The 17,416-nt window shown below is 65.6% G+C and carries 15 protein-coding genes; 9 read left to right on the plus strand and 6 right to left on the minus strand.

Annotated elements, in window-relative coordinates:
• The first annotated feature begins 2 nt into the window (after positions 1-2).
• From HNP49_RS11770 to HNP49_RS11780, 3 genes are all read left to right on the plus strand, one after another.
• Positions 3-1,502 (plus strand): TAXI family TRAP transporter solute-binding subunit, encoded by a 1,500-nt coding sequence (locus HNP49_RS11770; RefSeq protein WP_184683480.1) that lies wholly within the window; start codon positions 3-5, stop codon positions 1,500-1,502.
• Between the two features lie 52 nt (positions 1,503-1,554).
• Positions 1,555-4,170 (plus strand): PAS domain S-box protein, encoded by a 2,616-nt coding sequence (locus HNP49_RS11775; protein WP_184683482.1) that lies wholly within the window; start codon positions 1,555-1,557, stop codon positions 4,168-4,170.
• Positions 4,171-4,236: 66 nt separating this feature from the next.
• Entirely contained in the window at positions 4,237-4,422 is a 186-nt protein-coding gene (locus HNP49_RS11780) for a hypothetical protein (protein WP_184683484.1), read from the plus strand.
• Here the strand turns inward: HNP49_RS11780 and HNP49_RS11785 are convergent, their stop codons facing one another.
• The 4 genes from HNP49_RS11785 to HNP49_RS11800 all read right to left on the minus strand — a co-directional run bounded on the left by HNP49_RS11785 (position 4,423) and on the right by HNP49_RS11800 (position 10,292).
• On the minus strand, positions 4,423-5,607 hold the full coding sequence (locus tag HNP49_RS11785) for a multidrug effflux MFS transporter (RefSeq protein WP_184683486.1): 1,185 nt from the start codon (positions 5,605-5,607) through the stop codon (positions 4,423-4,425).
• A gap of 65 nt (positions 5,608-5,672) precedes the next feature.
• A complete protein-coding gene (locus tag HNP49_RS11790) occupies positions 5,673-8,816 on the minus strand; it encodes an efflux RND transporter permease subunit (protein WP_311772110.1) in 3,144 nt (1,047 codons plus the stop codon).
• 12 nt (positions 8,817-8,828) lie between these two features.
• A complete protein-coding gene (locus HNP49_RS11795; RefSeq protein WP_184683487.1) occupies positions 8,829-9,977 on the minus strand; it encodes an efflux RND transporter periplasmic adaptor subunit in 1,149 nt (382 codons plus the stop codon).
• A gap of 114 nt (positions 9,978-10,091) precedes the next feature.
• Complete coding sequence (locus HNP49_RS11800) at positions 10,092-10,292, minus strand: heavy-metal-associated domain-containing protein (RefSeq protein WP_184683488.1); 201 nt, start codon at positions 10,290-10,292, stop codon at positions 10,092-10,094.
• A 115-nt stretch (positions 10,293-10,407) separates the two neighbouring features.
• Here HNP49_RS11800 and HNP49_RS11805 point away from each other — a divergent pair, with 115 nt between their 5' ends.
• The 5 genes from HNP49_RS11805 to HNP49_RS11825 all read left to right on the plus strand — a co-directional run bounded on the left by HNP49_RS11805 (position 10,408) and on the right by HNP49_RS11825 (position 14,800).
• Positions 10,408-10,788 (plus strand): hypothetical protein, encoded by a 381-nt coding sequence (locus HNP49_RS11805; protein WP_260407156.1) that lies wholly within the window; start codon positions 10,408-10,410, stop codon positions 10,786-10,788.
• Between the two features lie 135 nt (positions 10,789-10,923).
• The gene (locus HNP49_RS11810; RefSeq protein WP_184683489.1) at positions 10,924-13,338 is read left to right on the plus strand and encodes a heavy metal translocating P-type ATPase; all 2,415 of its coding nucleotides are present in this window, start codon (positions 10,924-10,926) and stop codon (positions 13,336-13,338) included.
• Positions 13,335-13,736, plus strand: a complete 402-nt coding sequence (gene cueR, locus HNP49_RS11815; protein ID WP_184683491.1) for a Cu(I)-responsive transcriptional regulator — start codon at positions 13,335-13,337, stop codon at positions 13,734-13,736. Before HNP49_RS11810 ends, cueR begins: the two co-directional genes overlap by 4 nt.
• A gap of 69 nt (positions 13,737-13,805) precedes the next feature.
• Positions 13,806-14,036, plus strand: coding sequence for a hypothetical protein (locus HNP49_RS11820; RefSeq protein ID WP_184683492.1), 231 nt, complete (start codon positions 13,806-13,808; stop codon positions 14,034-14,036).
• Entirely contained in the window at positions 14,036-14,800 is a 765-nt protein-coding gene (locus tag HNP49_RS11825; protein ID WP_184683494.1) for a YoaK family protein, read from the plus strand. The genes HNP49_RS11820 and HNP49_RS11825 overlap by 1 nt, the downstream gene beginning before the upstream one ends.
• A gap of 7 nt (positions 14,801-14,807) precedes the next feature.
• Here HNP49_RS11825 and HNP49_RS11830 read toward each other — a convergent pair whose 3' ends face one another.
• Both HNP49_RS11830 and HNP49_RS11835 read right to left on the minus strand, forming a co-directional pair.
• Positions 14,808-15,698 carry a PA4780 family RIO1-like protein kinase gene (locus HNP49_RS11830; RefSeq protein ID WP_184683496.1) on the minus strand — a complete coding sequence of 297 codons (891 nt, stop codon included), beginning with the start codon at positions 15,696-15,698 and terminating at the stop codon, positions 14,808-14,810.
• A gap of 78 nt (positions 15,699-15,776) precedes the next feature.
• The gene (locus HNP49_RS11835) at positions 15,777-16,664 is read right to left on the minus strand and encodes a LysR family transcriptional regulator (RefSeq protein ID WP_184683497.1); all 888 of its coding nucleotides are present in this window, start codon (positions 16,662-16,664) and stop codon (positions 15,777-15,779) included.
• A 102-nt stretch (positions 16,665-16,766) separates the two neighbouring features.
• Between HNP49_RS11835 and HNP49_RS11840 the strand changes: the two genes are divergently transcribed.
• Positions 16,767-17,408, plus strand: coding sequence for an NAD(P)-dependent oxidoreductase (locus tag HNP49_RS11840; RefSeq protein WP_184683499.1), 642 nt, complete (start codon positions 16,767-16,769; stop codon positions 17,406-17,408).
• The last annotated feature ends 8 nt before the right edge of the window (positions 17,409-17,416 follow it).

The raw sequence follows: 17,416 nt of genomic DNA on the forward strand, positions 1-17,416 counted from the left end.
CCATGCTGCGTTATCTGTTACTGAGTCTCTGCCTGCTGCTGTCGGCCTGCTCCCAGGGTCCCGACGGCGAACGCCTTCAACGCGACCTGCAGGAACGCCTGGACCAGGTGTTCGGCACCGGCAGCGTGAGCATCAGCCAGCTGCAACGCCGCGGCTCGGCCAGCGATGCCCATGCCGACAGCGGCAGCACTCAGCGCATCGTCTACTTCGATGCCCAGCTCAAACTGGCCAGTGCCCGTGACTTCAGCTCCTGGGACTCGCCCGGCATCGCCACCCTGATCAGCGCCACCGGTGCAGGCCCGCGCGGCATCAAGGGCGTCAACAGCCAGGGCAATGACCTTGGTGATCAGCTCAGCGTGCATGGCAGCCTGATCTACCGGCGCGTTGGCGATAACTGGGAAGTCCTGCTGCCCCAGGGCTTCAGCCCGAGCAAGGCGCCGGAACTGGGCGAGGACAGCCCGCAGCAGCGCCGCGAGATGCTGGTCAGCGCCATCAGTACGGCCCTCAACCTGGCACCGCAGGGCAGCAATCCGCGGCAGATCGAAATCATTCGCGAGGAAATGGCCCGTACCCTGGCCAGTATTCAGGGGCGCATCAGTCGCCAGGAAAACGGCTTCGGCATCGCCAGCGGCAGCACCAGCGGTCAGTACAGCCGCTTCGCCAAAGCCTTCAGCATGCAGTTGCGCGAGCAGGGTCTGAACATGACGCCGCTGACCACCGAGGGCGGTCTGGACAACCTGGAACTGCTGCGTAACGGCGAGACCACCCTGGCGCTGTCGCAGAGCGACCTCAGCCATCAGGCTCTGGCCGGCAGCGGCCCGTTCAGCGGCGACACGCCGTTCACCCAGCTGCGCGCCCTGGCCAGCCTATACCCGGAGCCGCTGCATGTGCTGGTGCTCAAGGGCGGGCCCAAGGCCGTCAGCGAACTGGCCGGCAAGCGGGTCAATATCGGGCCGCGCGGCTCGGCCAGTCAGGGCACCGCCCTGGCCGTGCTGGCCGCCCACGGCATTCTCCGTGAACAGCTCGCCGCCGCCCGCGAACTGGATCTTCCGGAAGCGCTCAAGGCCCTGCGCGACGGCGAGCTGGATGCCATCGTGCAGGTCATCGGCGCCCCTGCCGATGCCATCCGCGCCGCCAGTGAAGACCTCGACCTGCGCCTGCTGCCTCTGCAGGCCGATGCCGTCCGCCAGGTGCTGGAACAACTCCCCGGTACCTTTGCCCTGCAACTGCCCAGCGGCACCTATCCGCGTCAGCAGCAACCCCTGGCCACCCTGGCGGTGAGCAGCTTGCTGTTGTGTGATGCCAGCCTGAGTGTCAACGAAGCGAAACAGCTGGTGACTGCCCTGTTTGCCGGCAATCCCCAATGGCTGGCTGCCGGCAGCGTGCAAGGTGCCCAGCTATCGCTGGCCAATGCCCGCCGTGGACTCGGCGTGCCGCTGCACGAAGGGGCCATACAGGCCCTGCAGGCATTGACGCAGGACAGCGGCAAAGCGGCGGATTGAATCTAGACTTCTGTCAGACAGGGGCGCAGTCCCCGGCTGACAGAGGTTATCCATGCGTTCATACCTGGCCTTGGCCGGCAAACTGGCCGCAGCCTATCTGCTGTTCAGCACCCTGTGGATTTTCCTCAGCGACAGCCTGCTGAGCTTCCTGTTCAGCAATGCCGAGCAGATCGCCTTGCTGCAGACCAGCAAGGGCCTGCTGTTTGTCGTACTCAGCAGCATCGCCATCGGCGCCCTGGCGCTGTTCCTTGGTGAGCGCCTGGAACGCACCGCAACCTTGCTGCAACAGCGCACCAACGAACTCGCCGAAGTCGAAGAGCAGGGCAACCTCGGCAGCTGGCGCTATGACGGCCAGTTCCACTGGTCATGCCAGGCTGCCAAACTGCTTGGCAGTGCGCCCGACTGCTCATTGGAGGAGCTGCTGATCCTGATCTGCCCGGCAGATCGCGGCGGCCTGCAGCGATCCCTGATCGCCTGCCTGGACGAGCAGCAGGACGGCTTCAACCTGCACCTGCAACTCAACCGCGCGCCCACCCCTCACGCCAGCCAGTGGCTGCAGATCTGCGCCCAGCGCAGCACAACGGATGGTCATCTACACGGCACCCTGCGTGATGTCACCGGTCAGCGCCTGGATCAGGAGGCCCTGCGCGAGAGCGAGCAGCGCTTCCGCCGCCTGCTCGAACAGACGCCGCGCATTGCCGTGCAGGCCTATGACCGCGAGCGCCGGGTAATTTTCTGGAACGCCTCCAGCGAGCGCCTTTACGGCTACAGCCTGACCGAAGCACTGGGCCGGCGCCTGGAAGAGCTGATCATTCCCGAGCCGATGCAGGACAGGGTCATCAGCGACATCCAGCGCTGGATGAATGGCGGCCCGCCGCTGCCACCCAGCGAGCTGGCCCTGCGCCGCAAGGACGGCAGCCTGGTCTGGGTGTACTCCTCACACCTGCTGCTGCGCAACCGGCAAAACCAGCCAGAGATGTACTGCCTGGACATCGACCTCAGCGAGCTCAAGCAGACCAGCATGGCCCTGCACAACAGCGAACTGCGCTTCCGCCAGTTGGTCGAGCAGCTCGGCGAGGCCATCTTCCTCTGCGATGCCCAGCTGCATCTGCGTTTCGTCAACCCGGCCTGGCTCAGCCTGCACAAATGCAGCGAGAGCGACAGCCTGGGCCAACCACTGTGGCTGTTCTTTGACCCGGAGGACGCCGCCCTGGTACGCGAACGCGCCGCCGCCATCCTCAATGGTCAGGAGCAGCACTGGAGTCGCGAGCTGCGCCTGCGTAGCGATACCCGGCAGACCCGCTGGGCGCGCCTGGAAATTGCCCGCGACGCCCTCGACGGCGGCCTGCGCGGCAGCCTCACCGACACCCAGTTGCAGCACCATAACCGCCTGCTGCAGGAGGCACGCAATGCCACCCTGGACGCCCTGCTCGGCCATCGCCCGCTGAAAGAAATCCTGCTCGACATCACCCAGCGCCTGCAGCAGATCAACCCGCGCATGCGCACCTCCATCATGCTCAAGGATGCCGAGAACCGCCTGCACACGGCCGCTGCACCAACCTTGCCGGAGGCCTATCTGCAGGCCATCGAGGGGATCGAGGCCCTACCCGGCGTCGGCTCCTGCGGCCATGCCGCCGCCACGGGCGAGCTGACCATTGCCGCCGACCTGCAGCAGCACCCCAACTGGGCCAACTACCGCCAACTGGTCGCCAGCTTCGGCCTGCGCGCCTGCTGGTCTCTGCCGTTCAAGAACGAGCGCGGTGAAGTCCTCGGCACCTTCGGCGTGTACTACGAGGAGCCTACCCAGCCCAGCGCCAGTGATATCCGCCTGGTCGCCGACTTCACCCGCCTGATCGTGCTGGCCATCGAGCAATCGCGCCGCGAGGACGACCGCGAAGACAGCGAGCAGCGCTTTCGCGCCACCTTCGAGCAGGCCGCCAGCGGTCTGGCCCTGGTCAGTACCCAGGGGCGCTTCCTGCGGGTCAACCGGCATATCTGCGAACTGCTCGGCTACAGCGAGGCCGAGCTACTGCACATGACGTTCCAGGATGTCACCCACCCGGACGATATCGACAATGATCTGCAGCAAGCCAGACGCCTGCGCGATGGCGAGATCACCGGCTACAGCCTGGACAAGCGTTACCGGCGCAAGGATGGCAGCCTGCTCTGGGGACGACTGGACGTGGCCCTGCACCGCAATGCCCAGGGCCAACCGCAGTTCTACATATCCAGCGTGCAGGACATCGGCTGGCGCAAACAGCAGGAGCGCGAGCTGCAACTGGCCGCCACGGTCTTCCACAACAGCCACGAGGCCATGGTGCTGGTCGACGTCCAGCGCCGGGTCATTACCGCCAACCCGGCCTTTACCCGCCTCACCGGCCTGTCCCTTGAGCAACTGCTTGGCCGGCGCCTGCCACCACCGGATCGCCACAGCTCCGGGCGAGCGCAACTGCGCCAGCTGTGGCAGCAGCTGCAGGAACACGGCCACTGGAGCGGCGAGCTGCAGGCCCAGTTCGGCAACCAGCCGCATCAGCTGTGGCTCAGCGCCAGCCGCGCCGACACTCGGGACAGCCCGCTCGATGAGACGCAGTACATCCTGCTGTTCAATGACCTCAACCCGCGACAAAACACCACGACCGCTGGCAGCCACCACCGGTCCGGGAGTTGACCCAGATCATCCTCAATGAACCTTGTCGGCCTAGACTGATTGTCCCAGCCATCAGGAGGAACCGTCATGAAAATTGAGCTGAACGCCCTGAGCAAACCGCAAGGCCGCGCCTGGCAGGTCTGCCTCGACCAGCACAGCGTGACCTTCCGCAGCGAGGCCGAAGCCCGCGCCTTTGTCGCCACCCTGGAAGCCCGCCTGCACGCCCCGCACGTGTTGCCGCGCGAGTCGCGGCAACAGCGCATGGCCAGCTGATCAGCGCAGCGGCCGACCCGCCTGCCAGTGCCGCGCCAGCAGGCTGCTGAGCAGGGCCAGAGCCGCGCAACTACTGATCACCAGCGCCATCGGCCAGGCACTGCCATCATGCAGCACGCCCACCAGGGCTGAACTGACCCCGGCAATCGCAAACTGGATAAAGCCCAGCAACGCCGAGGCGCTACCGGCATGCGCTGCCTGCCCGGACATGGCGCAGGCCGAGGCGTTGGGCAGCAGGCACCCCAGGCTGGCAATGCCGATGAACAGCGGCAACAGCAAAGGCCACAGATGCTGCGGCTGCCAGGCAGACACCGCCAGCAGCACCAGGCTGGCGGCCAGGTGCAGGATCATGATGCGACTTAGCCACACCTCCGGGCCGGCATAGCGCATCAACCACGCATTGACCTGTGCCGCCAGGATGAAGCCGGCGGCATTGGCCCCGAAGACCCAGCCAAAGCGATCCGCCGGAATCCCGTAGAGTTCGATGAACACATAGGGTGAACCGGCGATATAGGCGAACATACCGGCCATCACCAGACCGCCGCTGAGGGCATAGCTGACGAACAGACGGTTGCCCAGCAGCCGCGCGTACTGCCGGCCAGCATGCCGGAGCGGAATATGAGGCGCCTGCGGCCGGTGGGTTTCCGGCAGCCAGAGCGTCACCGCCAGCGCCGACAGGCCGCTGAACAGGGTCAGGCTGATGAAGATCCAGCGCCAGCTGGCATGTTCCAGCAGCCAGCCACCGGCCAGCGGCGCGAGGATCGGCGCCAGGCCCATGACCAGCATCAGTTGCGAGAACACCTTGGCCGAGGCCAGCGGATCGCACAGGTCGCGCACCACTGCACGGGCGATGACCATGCCGGCGCAGCCGCCCAGGGCCTGAACAAACCGCGCGGCAATCAGTTGATCGAGGCTGCCGGCCATGGCGCAGGCCAGCGACGCCAGGGTGAACAGGGCAATCCCGCCCAACAGCGGCAGACGCCGGCCGAAACGGTCGGCCAGCGGCCCGTAGACCAATTGGCCAAGGGCGACCCCCACGAAGTAGGCCGACAGGCTCAACTGCACATGATCGACATCGCTGGCAAACTCACGCGCCAGGGTCGGGAAGCTCGGCAGGTAGAAATCGATAGCCAGCGGACCAAAAGCACTCAGCGCCCCCAGGATCAGCAGAATCGGCAAATTCACGTCATGCGCTCTCGTCAGACAACAACGCCACCCGAGGGTGGCGTTGTTGGCAAGTCGTTATCGACTCAGTGCGGGCTGTCGCCGGTCGCCACCGGTTTCTTGCCCAGTTTATCCAGCTTGGCGCTGAAGCTTTCGACCCACAGGTAGAACATCGGAATCATAAAGATCGCCAGCAGGGTCGCCGCCAGCATGCCGCCGATCACCCCGGTGCCGATCGAGTGGCGGCTGGCGGAGCCTGCGCCACTGCTGATGGCCAGCGGCACGCAGCCGAGGATGAAGGCCAGTGAGGTCATCACGATCGGGCGGAAGCGCAGCTTGGCGGCTTCCAGCGCCGACTCGAAGATGCCCTTGCCTTCCTCGCGCAGCATCACGGCAAACTCGATGATCAGGATGGCGTTCTTCGCCGCCAGGCCGATCAGGGTGATCAGGCCGACCTGGAAGTACAGGTCGTTCTGAATCCCGCGCAGCCACACGGCCAGGATCGCGCCGAACACCGCGAACGGCACCGCGGTGACCACCGCCAACGGCAGGCTCCAGCGCTCGTACTGGGCGGCGAGGATGAGGAACACCATGATCAGGCCGAAGACGAAGGCAATACTGCCCGAGCCCTGGCTGGCCAGTTCCTGATAGGCCGAGCCGATCCAGCCCACGGTGTAGTCACTGCCCAGAACCTCGGCAGCCACTTCCTGGATCGCCGCGATCGCCTGGCCGGAACTGTAGCCCGGCGCCGGCCCACCGAGAATCTTCGCCGCCGGGTAGACGTTGAAGCGGGTGAAGGTTTCCGGGCCGAGGATGCGCTCGACCTTGATCAGCGAGGACAGTGGAATCAGGTCGCCGCTGTTGGAGCGCACATAGACCTGCGACAAGTCCTGCGGCTTGCGGCGGAACTCGGCCTCGGACTGCAGGCTGACCTTCCAGGTACGGCCGAACAGGTTGAAGTCGTTGACGTAGTAGCTGCCGAACGTCGATTGCATGGCCGTGTACACATCGTTGACCGCCACGCCCAGGGCGCGGGTCTTGGTGCGGTCGAGGTCGACGAAGTACTGCGGCACGTTGGCGGCAAAGGTGGTCTGCATGCCGGCCAGCTCAGGACGCTTGGCCGCGGCGGCGAGAAACTCCTGAACCTTGGCTGCCATCTGCTGGGCCGTGGCGCCGCTGCGGTTCTGGATGAAGGCCTCGAAACCGCCGGTGGTGCTCATGCCGGTAATGGGCGGCGGGTTGAAGGAGGCCATCATGCCGTCCTTCTCCTGCATGCCCATGGCTATGAAAGTCCGGGTCAGGTTGCGTGCATCCAGCTCCGGCGTGGTGCGCTCCTTCCAGTCCTTGAGCGGCACGAAGGTTACCGCGGCGTTGGTGCGGTTACTGTTGGAAAGGATGTCCATGCCGGCAAAGGTCACCACGTCGCGGGTTGCCGGGTGCGCCATCAGCTTCTTGTCGAAATCGCTGGTGAGCGCATCGGTACGCGACAACGAGGCCGCCGGCGGCAGGAAGTAGGCATTGAGCACGTAGCCCTGGTCTTCGTCCGGCACCAGCGAGGTCGGCACGCGGGAGAACAGACCGACGGTCAGGGCGATCATGCCGCCGAACAGCAACAGACCGACCAGCGAGCGCTTGAGGAAGAAGGTGACCCCGGCGCCATAGGCCTCGGTCATCCTGTCGAAGGCGCGGTTGAACGCGCGGAACGGCGCAATCGGCTCCTTGTGCTCGTCCTTCAGCAGCAGCGCGCAAAGCGCAGGCGACAGGGTCAGAGCGACGATACCGGAGATCACCACCGACACCGCAATGGTGATCGCGAACTGCTTGTACATCTCGCCGCTGAGTCCGCCGAGGAAGCCCACCGGGACGAACACGGCACACAGCACCAGAACGATGGCGATGATCGGCCCGGTAACCTCCTCCATGGCCTTGATCGCCGCCTCGCGCGCACTGATCTTCTCGGTACGCATCACCCGCTCGACGTTCTCGATCACCACGATGGCGTCGTCCACCACGATACCGATGGCCAGCACCAGGCCGAACAGGGTCAGCAGGTTGATCGAAAAGCCCAGCAGGTACATGCCGGCAAAGGTGCCGACCAGCGACACCGGGATGGCCAGCACCGGGATCAGCGTGGCGCGCCAGTTCTGCAGGAAGATGAAGACCACCAGCACCACCAGGGCCAGGGCCTCGAAGAAGGTATGGATCACCTCCTCGATGGACACCTCGACAAACACCGTGGTGTCGTAGGGAATCTTGTATTCGATGCCATCCGGGAAACGCTCGGACAGCCGCGCCATGGTGTCACGCACGGCCTGAGCAGTATCCAGGGCGTTGGCACCCGGCTGCGGGTAGATGCCGAAGGAGGCATTGCGCTGGCCGTTGAGTGAGGTCACTAGCGAGTAGTCCTGGGCACCCAGCTCGACCCGGGCAACATCGCCGAGGGTCAGGCTGGCGCCGCTGTCGTCGCTGCGAAGAATGATCTGCTCGAATTGTTTGGCATCGACCAGACGGCCTTGGGTGGTCACCGTGTAGGTGAATGCCTGCGGCTCGTTGAGTGGCTCCTGGCCGAAGCTGCCGGCGGCAAACTGCGAGTTCTGCTCGCGGATGGCGTTGACCACGTCGGTCGGCGTGAGGCCGTACTCGGCCAGCTTGTCCGGGCGCAGCCAGACACGCATGGAGTAGTCCTTGGCGCCGAACTGGGTGACGTCACCCACGCCGGGCAGGCGCTTGATTTCGTCGATGACGTTGATCAGCGCGTAGTTGCTGATCTCCAGCGGCGTCTTCGAATTATCCGGGGAGAACATCGTCACCATCTGCAGGATGTCCGACGACTTCTTCATCACCGTCACACCCTGCCGGCGCACTTCCTCCGGCAGCTTGGACAGTGCGGCCTGCACCCGGTTGTTGACGTCGATGGTGGCCTGATCCGGGTCGCGACCGACCTGGAAGTACACCGAGAGGTTCATGCTGCCGCTGCCGGCCGAGGTCGACAGCTGGTAGATCATGCCCTCGACGCCGTTGATCTGCTGCTCCAGCGGCGCGGCGACCGTCTCGGCAATCACCTGGGCACTGGCACCTGGGTAGCTGGTGGTGACCTGTACCTGCGGCGGCAGGATCTGCGGGTATTGCGCCACCGGCAGGCTTTTCATGGCCGCCAGGCCGGCCAGGGTGATGACGATGGAGACCACCGCCGCGAAGATCGGCCGATCGATAAAGAAACGTGAGATCACGGCAAGGCTCCCTTACGGCTGCTGAGTCGGCAGCGCATCCACGACCTGCACCGGCTGCTTGGGCCGCACGCGAATCAGGCCATCGACGATGACCCGCTCGCCATCCTTGAGGCCGGAGCGGATCACCCAGCGGCCGTTATTCATGATGTCGGTGTCCACCGGACGCGGCTGGGCCAGGCCCTGCTCATCGACCACATACACGAAGTTGCCGGCCGGCCCCTGAGCCAGGGCCTTTTCCGGCACGGTGATGGAGTTCGGCCGAACGATGCCAGAGATGCGGATGCGCACGAACTGGCCAGGCAGCAGGGCCTGCTCGGCGTTGGGCACGATGGCGCGGGCACTGACGGTGCCGGTGCCCTTGTCCACCAGGCTGTCGGTGAAGTCGACCTTGCCCTTCTGCGCATACACGCTGCCATCGCCAAAAATGATCTCGGCAGTCAGCTGATTACCTTCCGGCAGACGAACCACGCCGTTCTGCACGGCCTCGCGCAGACGCGCGGCCTCGCGGTCGGCATAGGCATAGTTGACGTAGATCGGGTCGAGCTGGGTGATCTGGGTCAGCAGGCTGGAGTTGGGATCATTGGCGACGATCAAGCTGCCTTCGGAGACCGCTTCCTTGCTGGTGATGCCGGAAATCGGCGCCTCTACCGTGGTGTAATCGAGGTCGATCTGCTTGGACTGTACCTCGGCCTTGGCCGCCTCGATATTGGCCTTGCTCTGCTCGAAGTTGGAGATGGCGTTATCCAGCTCGCTTTCGCTGGCAAAGCCCTTTGCCTGGAGTTCGCGAATACGCCGCAGGTCGCGTTCGGTCTGGCGGTAGCGTGCCTGCTCCTGGGCCAGAGCGCCCTTGGCGCGGGCCAGGGCGGCCTGATAGGTGCGCGGATCAATGCTGAACAGCACCTGCCCCTGTTTCACCTGGGAGCCTTCCTGATAACTGCGCTGCTGCAGAATGCCACTGACCTGGGCGCGCACCTGCACCTCGCGATAGCCGGCGGTGCGGCCCGGATACTCCAGGTAGAACGCCAGGTCTTCCAGCTTGGTCTGCTCGACCAGCACTTGCGCCGGTGGCGGAGTGGCGGCGTCGGGACTGGCCAGGGCGAAAGAACAGGTGAAGGTGGCCAGAACGGCCAGGGCGAAGGGCAAACCACGATCCAGCGGCATACAAGAGGTCTCCTGCCAGCAATCGGCACCCGCGGATGCCGGCACCGATTATTTTCAATTTATTTCCTGCTGGCACTGTAGCTGCAAACACCTCCGCACCGCCACCGTAGCTGCTCAGTTCCGGGCACTGACCTCGTAGCCTTCGGCAGCAATCAGCGCGGCAATCTGCTCGTTACTGAGCGTACCTGTAACCCGCACCTCAGCTGCGGCCAGATCGACTTCGACTACCGCCGCAGCATCCGCCGCCTGCAACGCCTGGGTGATGGCCCGCACACAGTGCGCGCAGCTCATGCCCTGAACCTGGAATACCTGCATGGTGCATCTCCTGTTATCGATTGGAGGTTCTAGCCTGCGGCTTGCCACCGTGGCAAGGTCAAGCAATCGCCGGCCAGGCCGATAATTGAGCCAACCAGCCTTCGCGGAGTCCTCCATGCGCCTGCTTCCCGCCCTTGCCCTGTGTGGTGCCAGCCTGTTCAGTTCCTGGCTCGGCGCCGTAGAGCTGACCAGCGGCACGCCCGACTATGGCGTGCTGATCATTTCCCGCGAGCGCCTGGAAATCGCCACTGCCTGCGACATCGGCGTGTACCTGCAGGATCAGTTGGTCAGCCGCCTGTTCCAGGGCCAGTCGTCTTCCTACAACCTGCCGCCGGGTGAGGTCTCGGTGCGCCTGGGCATCATGGGCGATAGCGGTTGCCAGCCCAGCTTCGAGCAGATTCGCAGCGACCGCGTGCAGATCCGCGCTGGCGCCATCCACAAGTACCGGGTGATGCTGCTGGAGAGCGGCCTGGGCCTGCGCGCAGTCGATCCCTGAGTCCTGCAGCCGTCACGCAGCCCAGCCGCGAAGCCAGTCCGTAAAAATCTGCGTGCAACGCGCTTGACCTTGCCATAAGGTCAGGGTTGATCCTGTCGGGCAGACTGGAAAACCAGATGGCCAGGAGACCTGCCCATGAATTCACCCCTATGCGTAACCTATGACCTGCCCATCGCCGGCATGACCTGCGCCAGCTGTGCCGGACGCATCGAACGCGCCCTCAGCCGGCAGCCCGGCGTCAGCCAAGTCAGCGTCAACCTGGCCAGCGAACGCGCCAGCGTCAGCGCCCCGGCGGGCAGCCTCGACAGCCTGATCCAGGCGATCACGGCCGCCGGCTATCAGGTGCCGCAGCAACAGCTGGAGCTGCAACTGGGCGGCATGACCTGCGCCAGCTGCGCCGGGCGCATCGAGCGCGCGCTGGGCAAACAGCCAGGCGTCGTCACGGTCAGCGTCAACCTGGCCAGCGAACGCGCCAGCCTGCAGATCCTCGTCGGCACCGAGCCGGCGTCGCTGATCGCCGCCGTGCAGGCCGCCGGCTACCAGGCCAGCCCGGTCGCCGCCCAGGGCGGCACCGACAGCCAGGCCGCCAGCCTGCGCCGCGAACGGTGGCACCTGCTGCTGGCCCTGCTGCTCAGCCTGCCCCTGGCCCTGCCGATGCTGCTGGAGCCGCTGCTGGTGAAATGGTTCGGCGGCCACTGGATGCTGCCGGCCTGGCTGCAGTTCGCCCTGGCTACACCGGTGCAGTTCTACTGCGGCGCCCGCTTCTACCGCGCCGGTTGGCATGCCGTGCGGGCCGGCAGCGGCAACATGGACCTGCTGGTCGCCATCGGCACCAGCGCCGCCTTCGGCCTCAGCCTCTACCTGTGGTGGCAGGCCCATGCCGGGCACGAGCCGCACCTGTACTTCGAATCGGCGGCGGTGGTGATCAGCCTGGTCCTGCTCGGCAAATACCTGGAAAGCCGTGGCAAGCGCCAGACCGGCGCGGCCATCCGCGCCCTGCAGGCACTGCGTCCGCAACGGGCCGTACGGGTCACAGCCAACGGCGAGGAAGACATCGCCATCGAGCAGCTGCGCACGGGTGATCTGCTGCGCGTGCGCCCCGGCGAGCGCTTCCCCGCCGACGGCGAGGTGGTCGAGGGCCAGAGCCAGGCCGACGAGGCGTTGATTACCGGCGAGAGCCTGCCGGTGAGCAAGGCTCCCGGCGATCGCGTGACCGGCGGAGCGATCAATGGCGAGGGACTATTGCTGGTCCGTGCCACTGCGCTCGGCGCGGAAAGCGTGCTGGCGCGGATCATCCACCTGGTGGAAAACGCCCAGGCCGCCAAGGCACCCATTCAGAAACTGGTCGACCGGGTCAGCGCGGTGTTCGTGCCGCTGGTGCTGCTGATCGCGCTGGCCACCCTCGGCGGCTGGTTGCTCGCCGGCGCCGGCCTGGAGCAGGCACTGATCAACGCCGTGGCCGTGCTGGTGATCGCCTGCCCCTGCGCCCTCGGCCTGGCCACACCGGCGGCGATCATGGCCGGCACTGGCGTGGCCGCTCGCCACGGCATCCTGATCAAGGACGCCGAAGCCCTGGAGCTGGCGCACAAGGTCAGTGACGTGGCCTTCGACAAGACCGGCACCCTCACCTCCGGCCAGCCGCGCCTGCTGCACTGGCAAAGCGGCGAAACGGACGACGAGCGCCTGCTGGCGCTGGCCGGCACCCTGCAGCAGGGCAGTGAACACCCACTGGCCCATGCCGTGCTTGCCGCCTGCGCCGAGCGCCAGCTGCCACTGGCGACGCTGAGCGCCAGCAGCAGCCTGCCCGGTCGCGGCACCCGCGGTAGTGTCGACGGACTGGAACTGGCCCTGGGCAACCAGCGCCTGCTCGACGAACTGGGCTTTGCCCAGGGCGCGCTGAGCGCCGCGGCCAATGCCTGGCAGGCCGAGGGCCGCACCCTGTCCTGGCTGCTGCAGCTGGCGCCGCACCGCCAGGTGCTCGGTCTGCTGGCCTTTGGCGACTCGCTCAAGCCCGGCGCCGCAGCGGCCGTGCACGAACTGCAGGCGCTGGGCATCCGCTGCCACCTGATCAGCGGCGACAACCGTGGCAGCGCCGGTGCCGTGGCCGCTCAGCTGGGCATCGACAGTGTGCAGAGCGAGGTCCTGCCTGGTGACAAGGCCGCTCGGGTGGCCGAGCTGAAACAGGCCGGCCACGTGGTGGCGATGGTCGGAGACGGCCTGAATGACGCTCCGGCACTGGCCGCCGCCGATGTCGGCATTGCCATGGGCAGCGGCACCGATGTGGCCATGCACGCGGCCGGTATCACCCTGATGCACGGCGACCCGCGCCTGGTGCCGGCCGCCCTGGCAATCAGCCGGCGTACCTACCGCAAGATCCAGCAAAATCTGTTCTGGGCCTTCATCTACAACCTGGTGGGCCTCCCGCTGGCGGCGTTCGGCCTGCTCAATCCGGTGCTGGCCGGCGCCGCCATGGCGCTGTCCAGCGTCAGCGTGGTGAGCAATGCCCTGCTGCTCAACCGCTGGCATCCACACAAGGAGAAGCAACCGTGAATATCGGCCAAGCCGCTCGCCACACCGGTCTGAGTGCCAAGATGATCCGTTACTACGAGGCCATCGGCCTGCTGCCGGCGGCCGGGCGCTCGGACAGCGGCTATCGCCGCTATGGCGAGCACGACCTGCACCGCCTGGGCTTTATCAAGCGCGCCCGCGACCTGGGGTTTTCCCTGGAGGAAATCGGCAAGCTGCTCGGCCTGTGGCAGGACCGCCAGCGCGCCAGCGCCGAGGTCAAGGCCCTGGCGCTGACGCATATTGACCAGCTCAACCGCAAGATCGCCGAACTGACCAGCCTGCGCGACACCCTCAGCGAGCTGGCCGGCAGCTGCCAGGGCGACGAGCGCCCGGACTGCCCGATCCTCAAGGAACTGGAAACGGGCTGCTACTGCCCCTGATCCCAGCTCACCGACCGGGGTTTACAATGCGCCCCGCGCACCACAGGCACGCCACCCGCAGGAGCACCGATGAAACGCGAAGACGTACAGGCCAAGCACGCCGAAGGCGTGGTATTCGATACCCATGCCATCGCCAACCCGAGCAATCTTCAGGAATGGATCGTGTTCTTCAAGAAGGGCGAAGGCCGCAGCTTCTTCCTGATCGACGCCAGCGAGGAGGTGGAATCCTTCGCCCGCCTGGACGACCTGATCAATGAGCTGAAACAACTGGGCATCAAGCGCGTCGAAGTGCACTGCTGATGCCGATCAAGTACGCCCGCCGCCTCACCGGCCGTCGCCGCAGTGCCGATGCCAACCGGCACCTGGGTCTGGTACTGGCCTTCGTCGCCGGGGCTACCAATGCCGGCGGATTCCTCGCCGTGCAGCAATACACCTCGCACATGACCGGCATCGTTTCGTCGATGGCCGACAACCTGGTGCTCGGCGCCTACGACCTGGTACTCGGCGGCCTGGGCGGCCTACTGTCATTCCTGCTGGGCGCGGCCTGCTCGGCCATCATGGTCAATTATTCGCGGCGCCATCAGCTGCACAGCGAGTTTGCCCTGCCCCTGCTGTTCGAGGCTCTGCTGCTGCTCGGTTTCGGCGTGCTGGGCGCCCGCCTGTCGGGTATCCACGGCCTGTTCGTGCCGGTCACGGTGATGCTGCTGTGCCTCATCATGGGCCTGCAGAACGCCCTGATCACCAAGCTGTCCCACGCCGAAATCCGCACGACGCACATCACCGGCATCGTCACCGACATCGGCATCGAACTGGGCAAGCTGCTGTACTGGAATGTCGATCAGTCGCCGCAACAGCACCCGGTGCGGGTCAACCGCCAGCGCCTGCGGGTGCTCGGTCTGCTGGCGCTGAATTTCTTCGGCGGTGGGGTGCTCGGCGCGCTGGGGTTCAAGTACCTCGGCTACCTCGCCACCCTGCCGCTGGCGCTGCTGCTGGTGCTGCTGGCGGCGGTGCCGGCACTGGATGATCTGTCGCGGCTGGGCCGCCGGCTGCTGCGCCGGCGTTAGCCACTGATTACTGCTGCAGCCACGGCGGCGGTGGCGGCTCGTCGCTCGGCGCATCCTCGGCATTCAGTGCGGCCTCGCGGCGCGCCTGCTCGGCAAGCGCGGCGCGGATCTCGCGCATCACTGCATCGACGTCGGCCTCTTCCTCTGGCTCCTCGAATTCGCCGGTCAGCTCGCTGTCCGGGGTCAGCTTGCCTTCCTCGAACAGCGCCCACATTTCCTTGGCGTAGCGGGTCTTGAGCAGTTCCGGGGCGAACTGGCCGAAGTACTCGGCCATGTTCCGCACATCGCGCTCCAGCATGCTGAAGGCGTGATTGTTGGCCGCCGCATCCACCGCTTGCGGCAGATCGATAATCACCGGCCCGTGGGGATCGAGCAGTACGTTGAACTCCGACAGGTCGCCATGGACCAGGCCGGCGCAAAGCATCTTGACGATCTCGCGGATCATGAAGGCGTGGAACTCGCGGGCATCCTCGGGCAACAGGTCGACATCGTTGAGGCGCGGCGCGGCATCGCCGTAGCCGTCGTCGACCATTTCCATGAGCAGCACGCCGTCCTGGTAATCGTAAGGCTTGGGCACGCGCACGCCGGCATTGGCCAGACGGAACAGCGCCGACACCTCGGCGTTCTGCCAGGCCTCTTCCTGTTCCTTGCGCCCGTATTTGCTGCCTTTGGCCATGGCCCGCGCGTCGCGGCTGTTGCGGGTCTTGCGGCCTTCCTGATATTCGGCGGCCTGGCGGAAACCACGCTTATTGGCCTCCTTGTAGACCTTGGCGCAGCGCAGCTCCTTGCCGCAGCGCACCACATACACCGAGGCTTCCTTGCCGCTCATCAGCGGGCGCACCACCTCGTCAATCAAGCCATCTTCGAGCAGGGGTTCCAGGCGTTTCGGGGTCTTCATTGCGCGGGCTTAGGGTCCTGTCTGTTGGGTTTGCTGCTTAGGCTGCCGTTATACGGCAATCCTGCGCTGGCGCACAGACTAACTCCCCTGCAAGGCACGGCGCAGCGCCTCGATGGCATAACGCACCTTGGCCGGCTGGGCATCGCGCCGGGCCGTCACGAGATGCAGACCGATGGTTTCTGGCTGCCAATCCGGCAGCACCGCCAGCAACTCGCCACTGGCCAGCAGCTCGCGAATCTCCGGTTCCGGCTGCAGGGAAACGCCCATGCCGGCCAGGGTGAACTGGCGCACCGAGAGAATGTTGTTGCAGGCGATGCGGCTTTCCAGACGCAAGCGCTCCTGCGCCCCATCCGGCCCCAGCAGCTGCAGATACTGCGCGCGCTCGGTATTCAGGCCGATCCAGTCCACGGTTTGCAGCTGCGCCGGCGTCTCGATCCAGCCACTGCGCGCCAGGTAGGCCGGTGCCGCACAGAGCAACATGCGCCAGTCGACCACATGGCGAGCGACCAGACTCGAATCCTCCTGTCGGCCGACACGAATGGCCAGATCGATGCGCTGCTCGACCATATCAATGACCTCGTCATGGAAGAACAGGCGCAGGCTCAGGCCAGGATGGGCGCGCAGCAGGGGCGCCAGCGCGCCACTGAGAATGCGTCCTGGCAGGCCGACCGGCGCGGCAATACGCAGCTCGCCCACCGGCGCATCACGTAGCTCGGCCAGGCGCTGTTCAGCCTGTTCGGCCAGATCGACGATCTGCCGGCAGCTCTGGTAGAGCTGAGCCCCCGCCTCAGTCAGGGTCAGCCGGCGCGTGGTGCGGTGCAGCAGGCTGACCTGGGTGCTCTGCTCCAGTTTGCGAATCTGCTGGCTGACTGCCGATGCCGTCATACCCAGCGCTTCGGCGGCACCAACCATGGACCCTTTGTCCACTACCGAGGCAAAAACCGCCATGCGTTTGAGCTGATCCATTATTAAGCCCAGCTTAATTATTAAAGCGAATTAAGCGGCTTTTTCTGCACTTTATCCAGCTGAGATTATGCTCACACCCTAACCCACCCCAAGGAATACCCCATGAAAATCGCCCTGATCGGCGCCACTGGCTATGTCGGCGCGGCCCTGCTGGAAGAAGCCCTCAACCGCGGACACCAGGTCACAGCCCTGGTCCGCCAGCCGCACAAGCTGCCGTCCCTGCCAAACCTCAGTGCACAGCAGGCCGATGTCCATGATGTCGCCCGCCTGACCGAACAGCTGCGCGGTCATGACGCCGTGATCAGCGCCTTCAACCCCGGCTGGGGCAATCCGGATATCCGCGAGCAATTCATTGCCGGCTCCCAGGCCATCATTGCCGCCACCAAAGCGAGTGGAGTCAGGCGACTGCTGGTGGTCGGCGGCGCCGGCAGTCTTTACGTAGCACCCGGCCTGCAGCTGATCGACACGGAAGGCTTCCCTGCCGAGTACAAGGAAGGGGCCGAAGGTGCCCGTCAGGCACTGAACCTGCTGCGCAGTGAACATGATCTCGACTGGAGCTTTCTCTCCCCGGCCGCACTGCTGGAGCCAGGCCCACGCACCGGCATCTTCCGCCTGGGCGGCGAGCAGTTGCTGATGGATGGCGAGAACCCTGGCCGCATCTCGGTGGCCGACCTGGCAGTGGCACTGCTCGATGAAACCGAGCGCCCGCAGCACATCCGCCAGCGCTTCACCCTGGCCTACTGATCATCACG

The organism is Pseudomonas fluvialis, assembly GCF_014207935.1.
In the GTDB taxonomy this organism is placed as follows: Bacteria; Pseudomonadota; Gammaproteobacteria; order Pseudomonadales; family Pseudomonadaceae; genus Aquipseudomonas; species Aquipseudomonas fluvialis_A.

Bases quoted from the DNA above. Each gene is read 5' to 3' on its own strand.
- HNP49_RS11805 (WP_260407156.1), top strand. From the start codon at position 10,408: ATGCGCCTGCTTCCCGCCCTTGCCCTGTGTGGTGCCAGCCTGTTCAGT.
- HNP49_RS11775 (WP_184683482.1), top strand. From the start codon at position 1,555: ATGCGTTCATACCTGGCCTTGGCCGGCAAACTGGCCGCAGCCTATCTG.
- HNP49_RS11770 (WP_184683480.1), top strand. From the start codon at position 3: ATGCTGCGTTATCTGTTACTGAGTCTCTGCCTGCTGCTGTCGGCCTGC.
- HNP49_RS11835 (WP_184683497.1), bottom strand. From the start codon at position 16,664: ATGGATCAGCTCAAACGCATGGCGGTTTTTGCCTCGGTAGTGGACAAA.
- HNP49_RS11840 (WP_184683499.1), top strand. From the start codon at position 16,767: ATGAAAATCGCCCTGATCGGCGCCACTGGCTATGTCGGCGCGGCCCTG.
- HNP49_RS11795 (WP_184683487.1), bottom strand. From the start codon at position 9,977: ATGCCGCTGGATCGTGGTTTGCCCTTCGCCCTGGCCGTTCTGGCCACC.
- HNP49_RS11800 (WP_184683488.1), bottom strand. From the start codon at position 10,292: ATGCAGGTATTCCAGGTTCAGGGCATGAGCTGCGCGCACTGTGTGCGG.
- HNP49_RS11780 (WP_184683484.1), top strand. From the start codon at position 4,237: ATGAAAATTGAGCTGAACGCCCTGAGCAAACCGCAAGGCCGCGCCTGG.
- HNP49_RS11810 (WP_184683489.1), top strand. From the start codon at position 10,924: ATGAATTCACCCCTATGCGTAACCTATGACCTGCCCATCGCCGGCATG.
- HNP49_RS11825 (WP_184683494.1), top strand. From the start codon at position 14,036: ATGCCGATCAAGTACGCCCGCCGCCTCACCGGCCGTCGCCGCAGTGCC.
- HNP49_RS11830 (WP_184683496.1), bottom strand. From the start codon at position 15,698: ATGAAGACCCCGAAACGCCTGGAACCCCTGCTCGAAGATGGCTTGATT.
- HNP49_RS11820 (WP_184683492.1), top strand. From the start codon at position 13,806: ATGAAACGCGAAGACGTACAGGCCAAGCACGCCGAAGGCGTGGTATTC.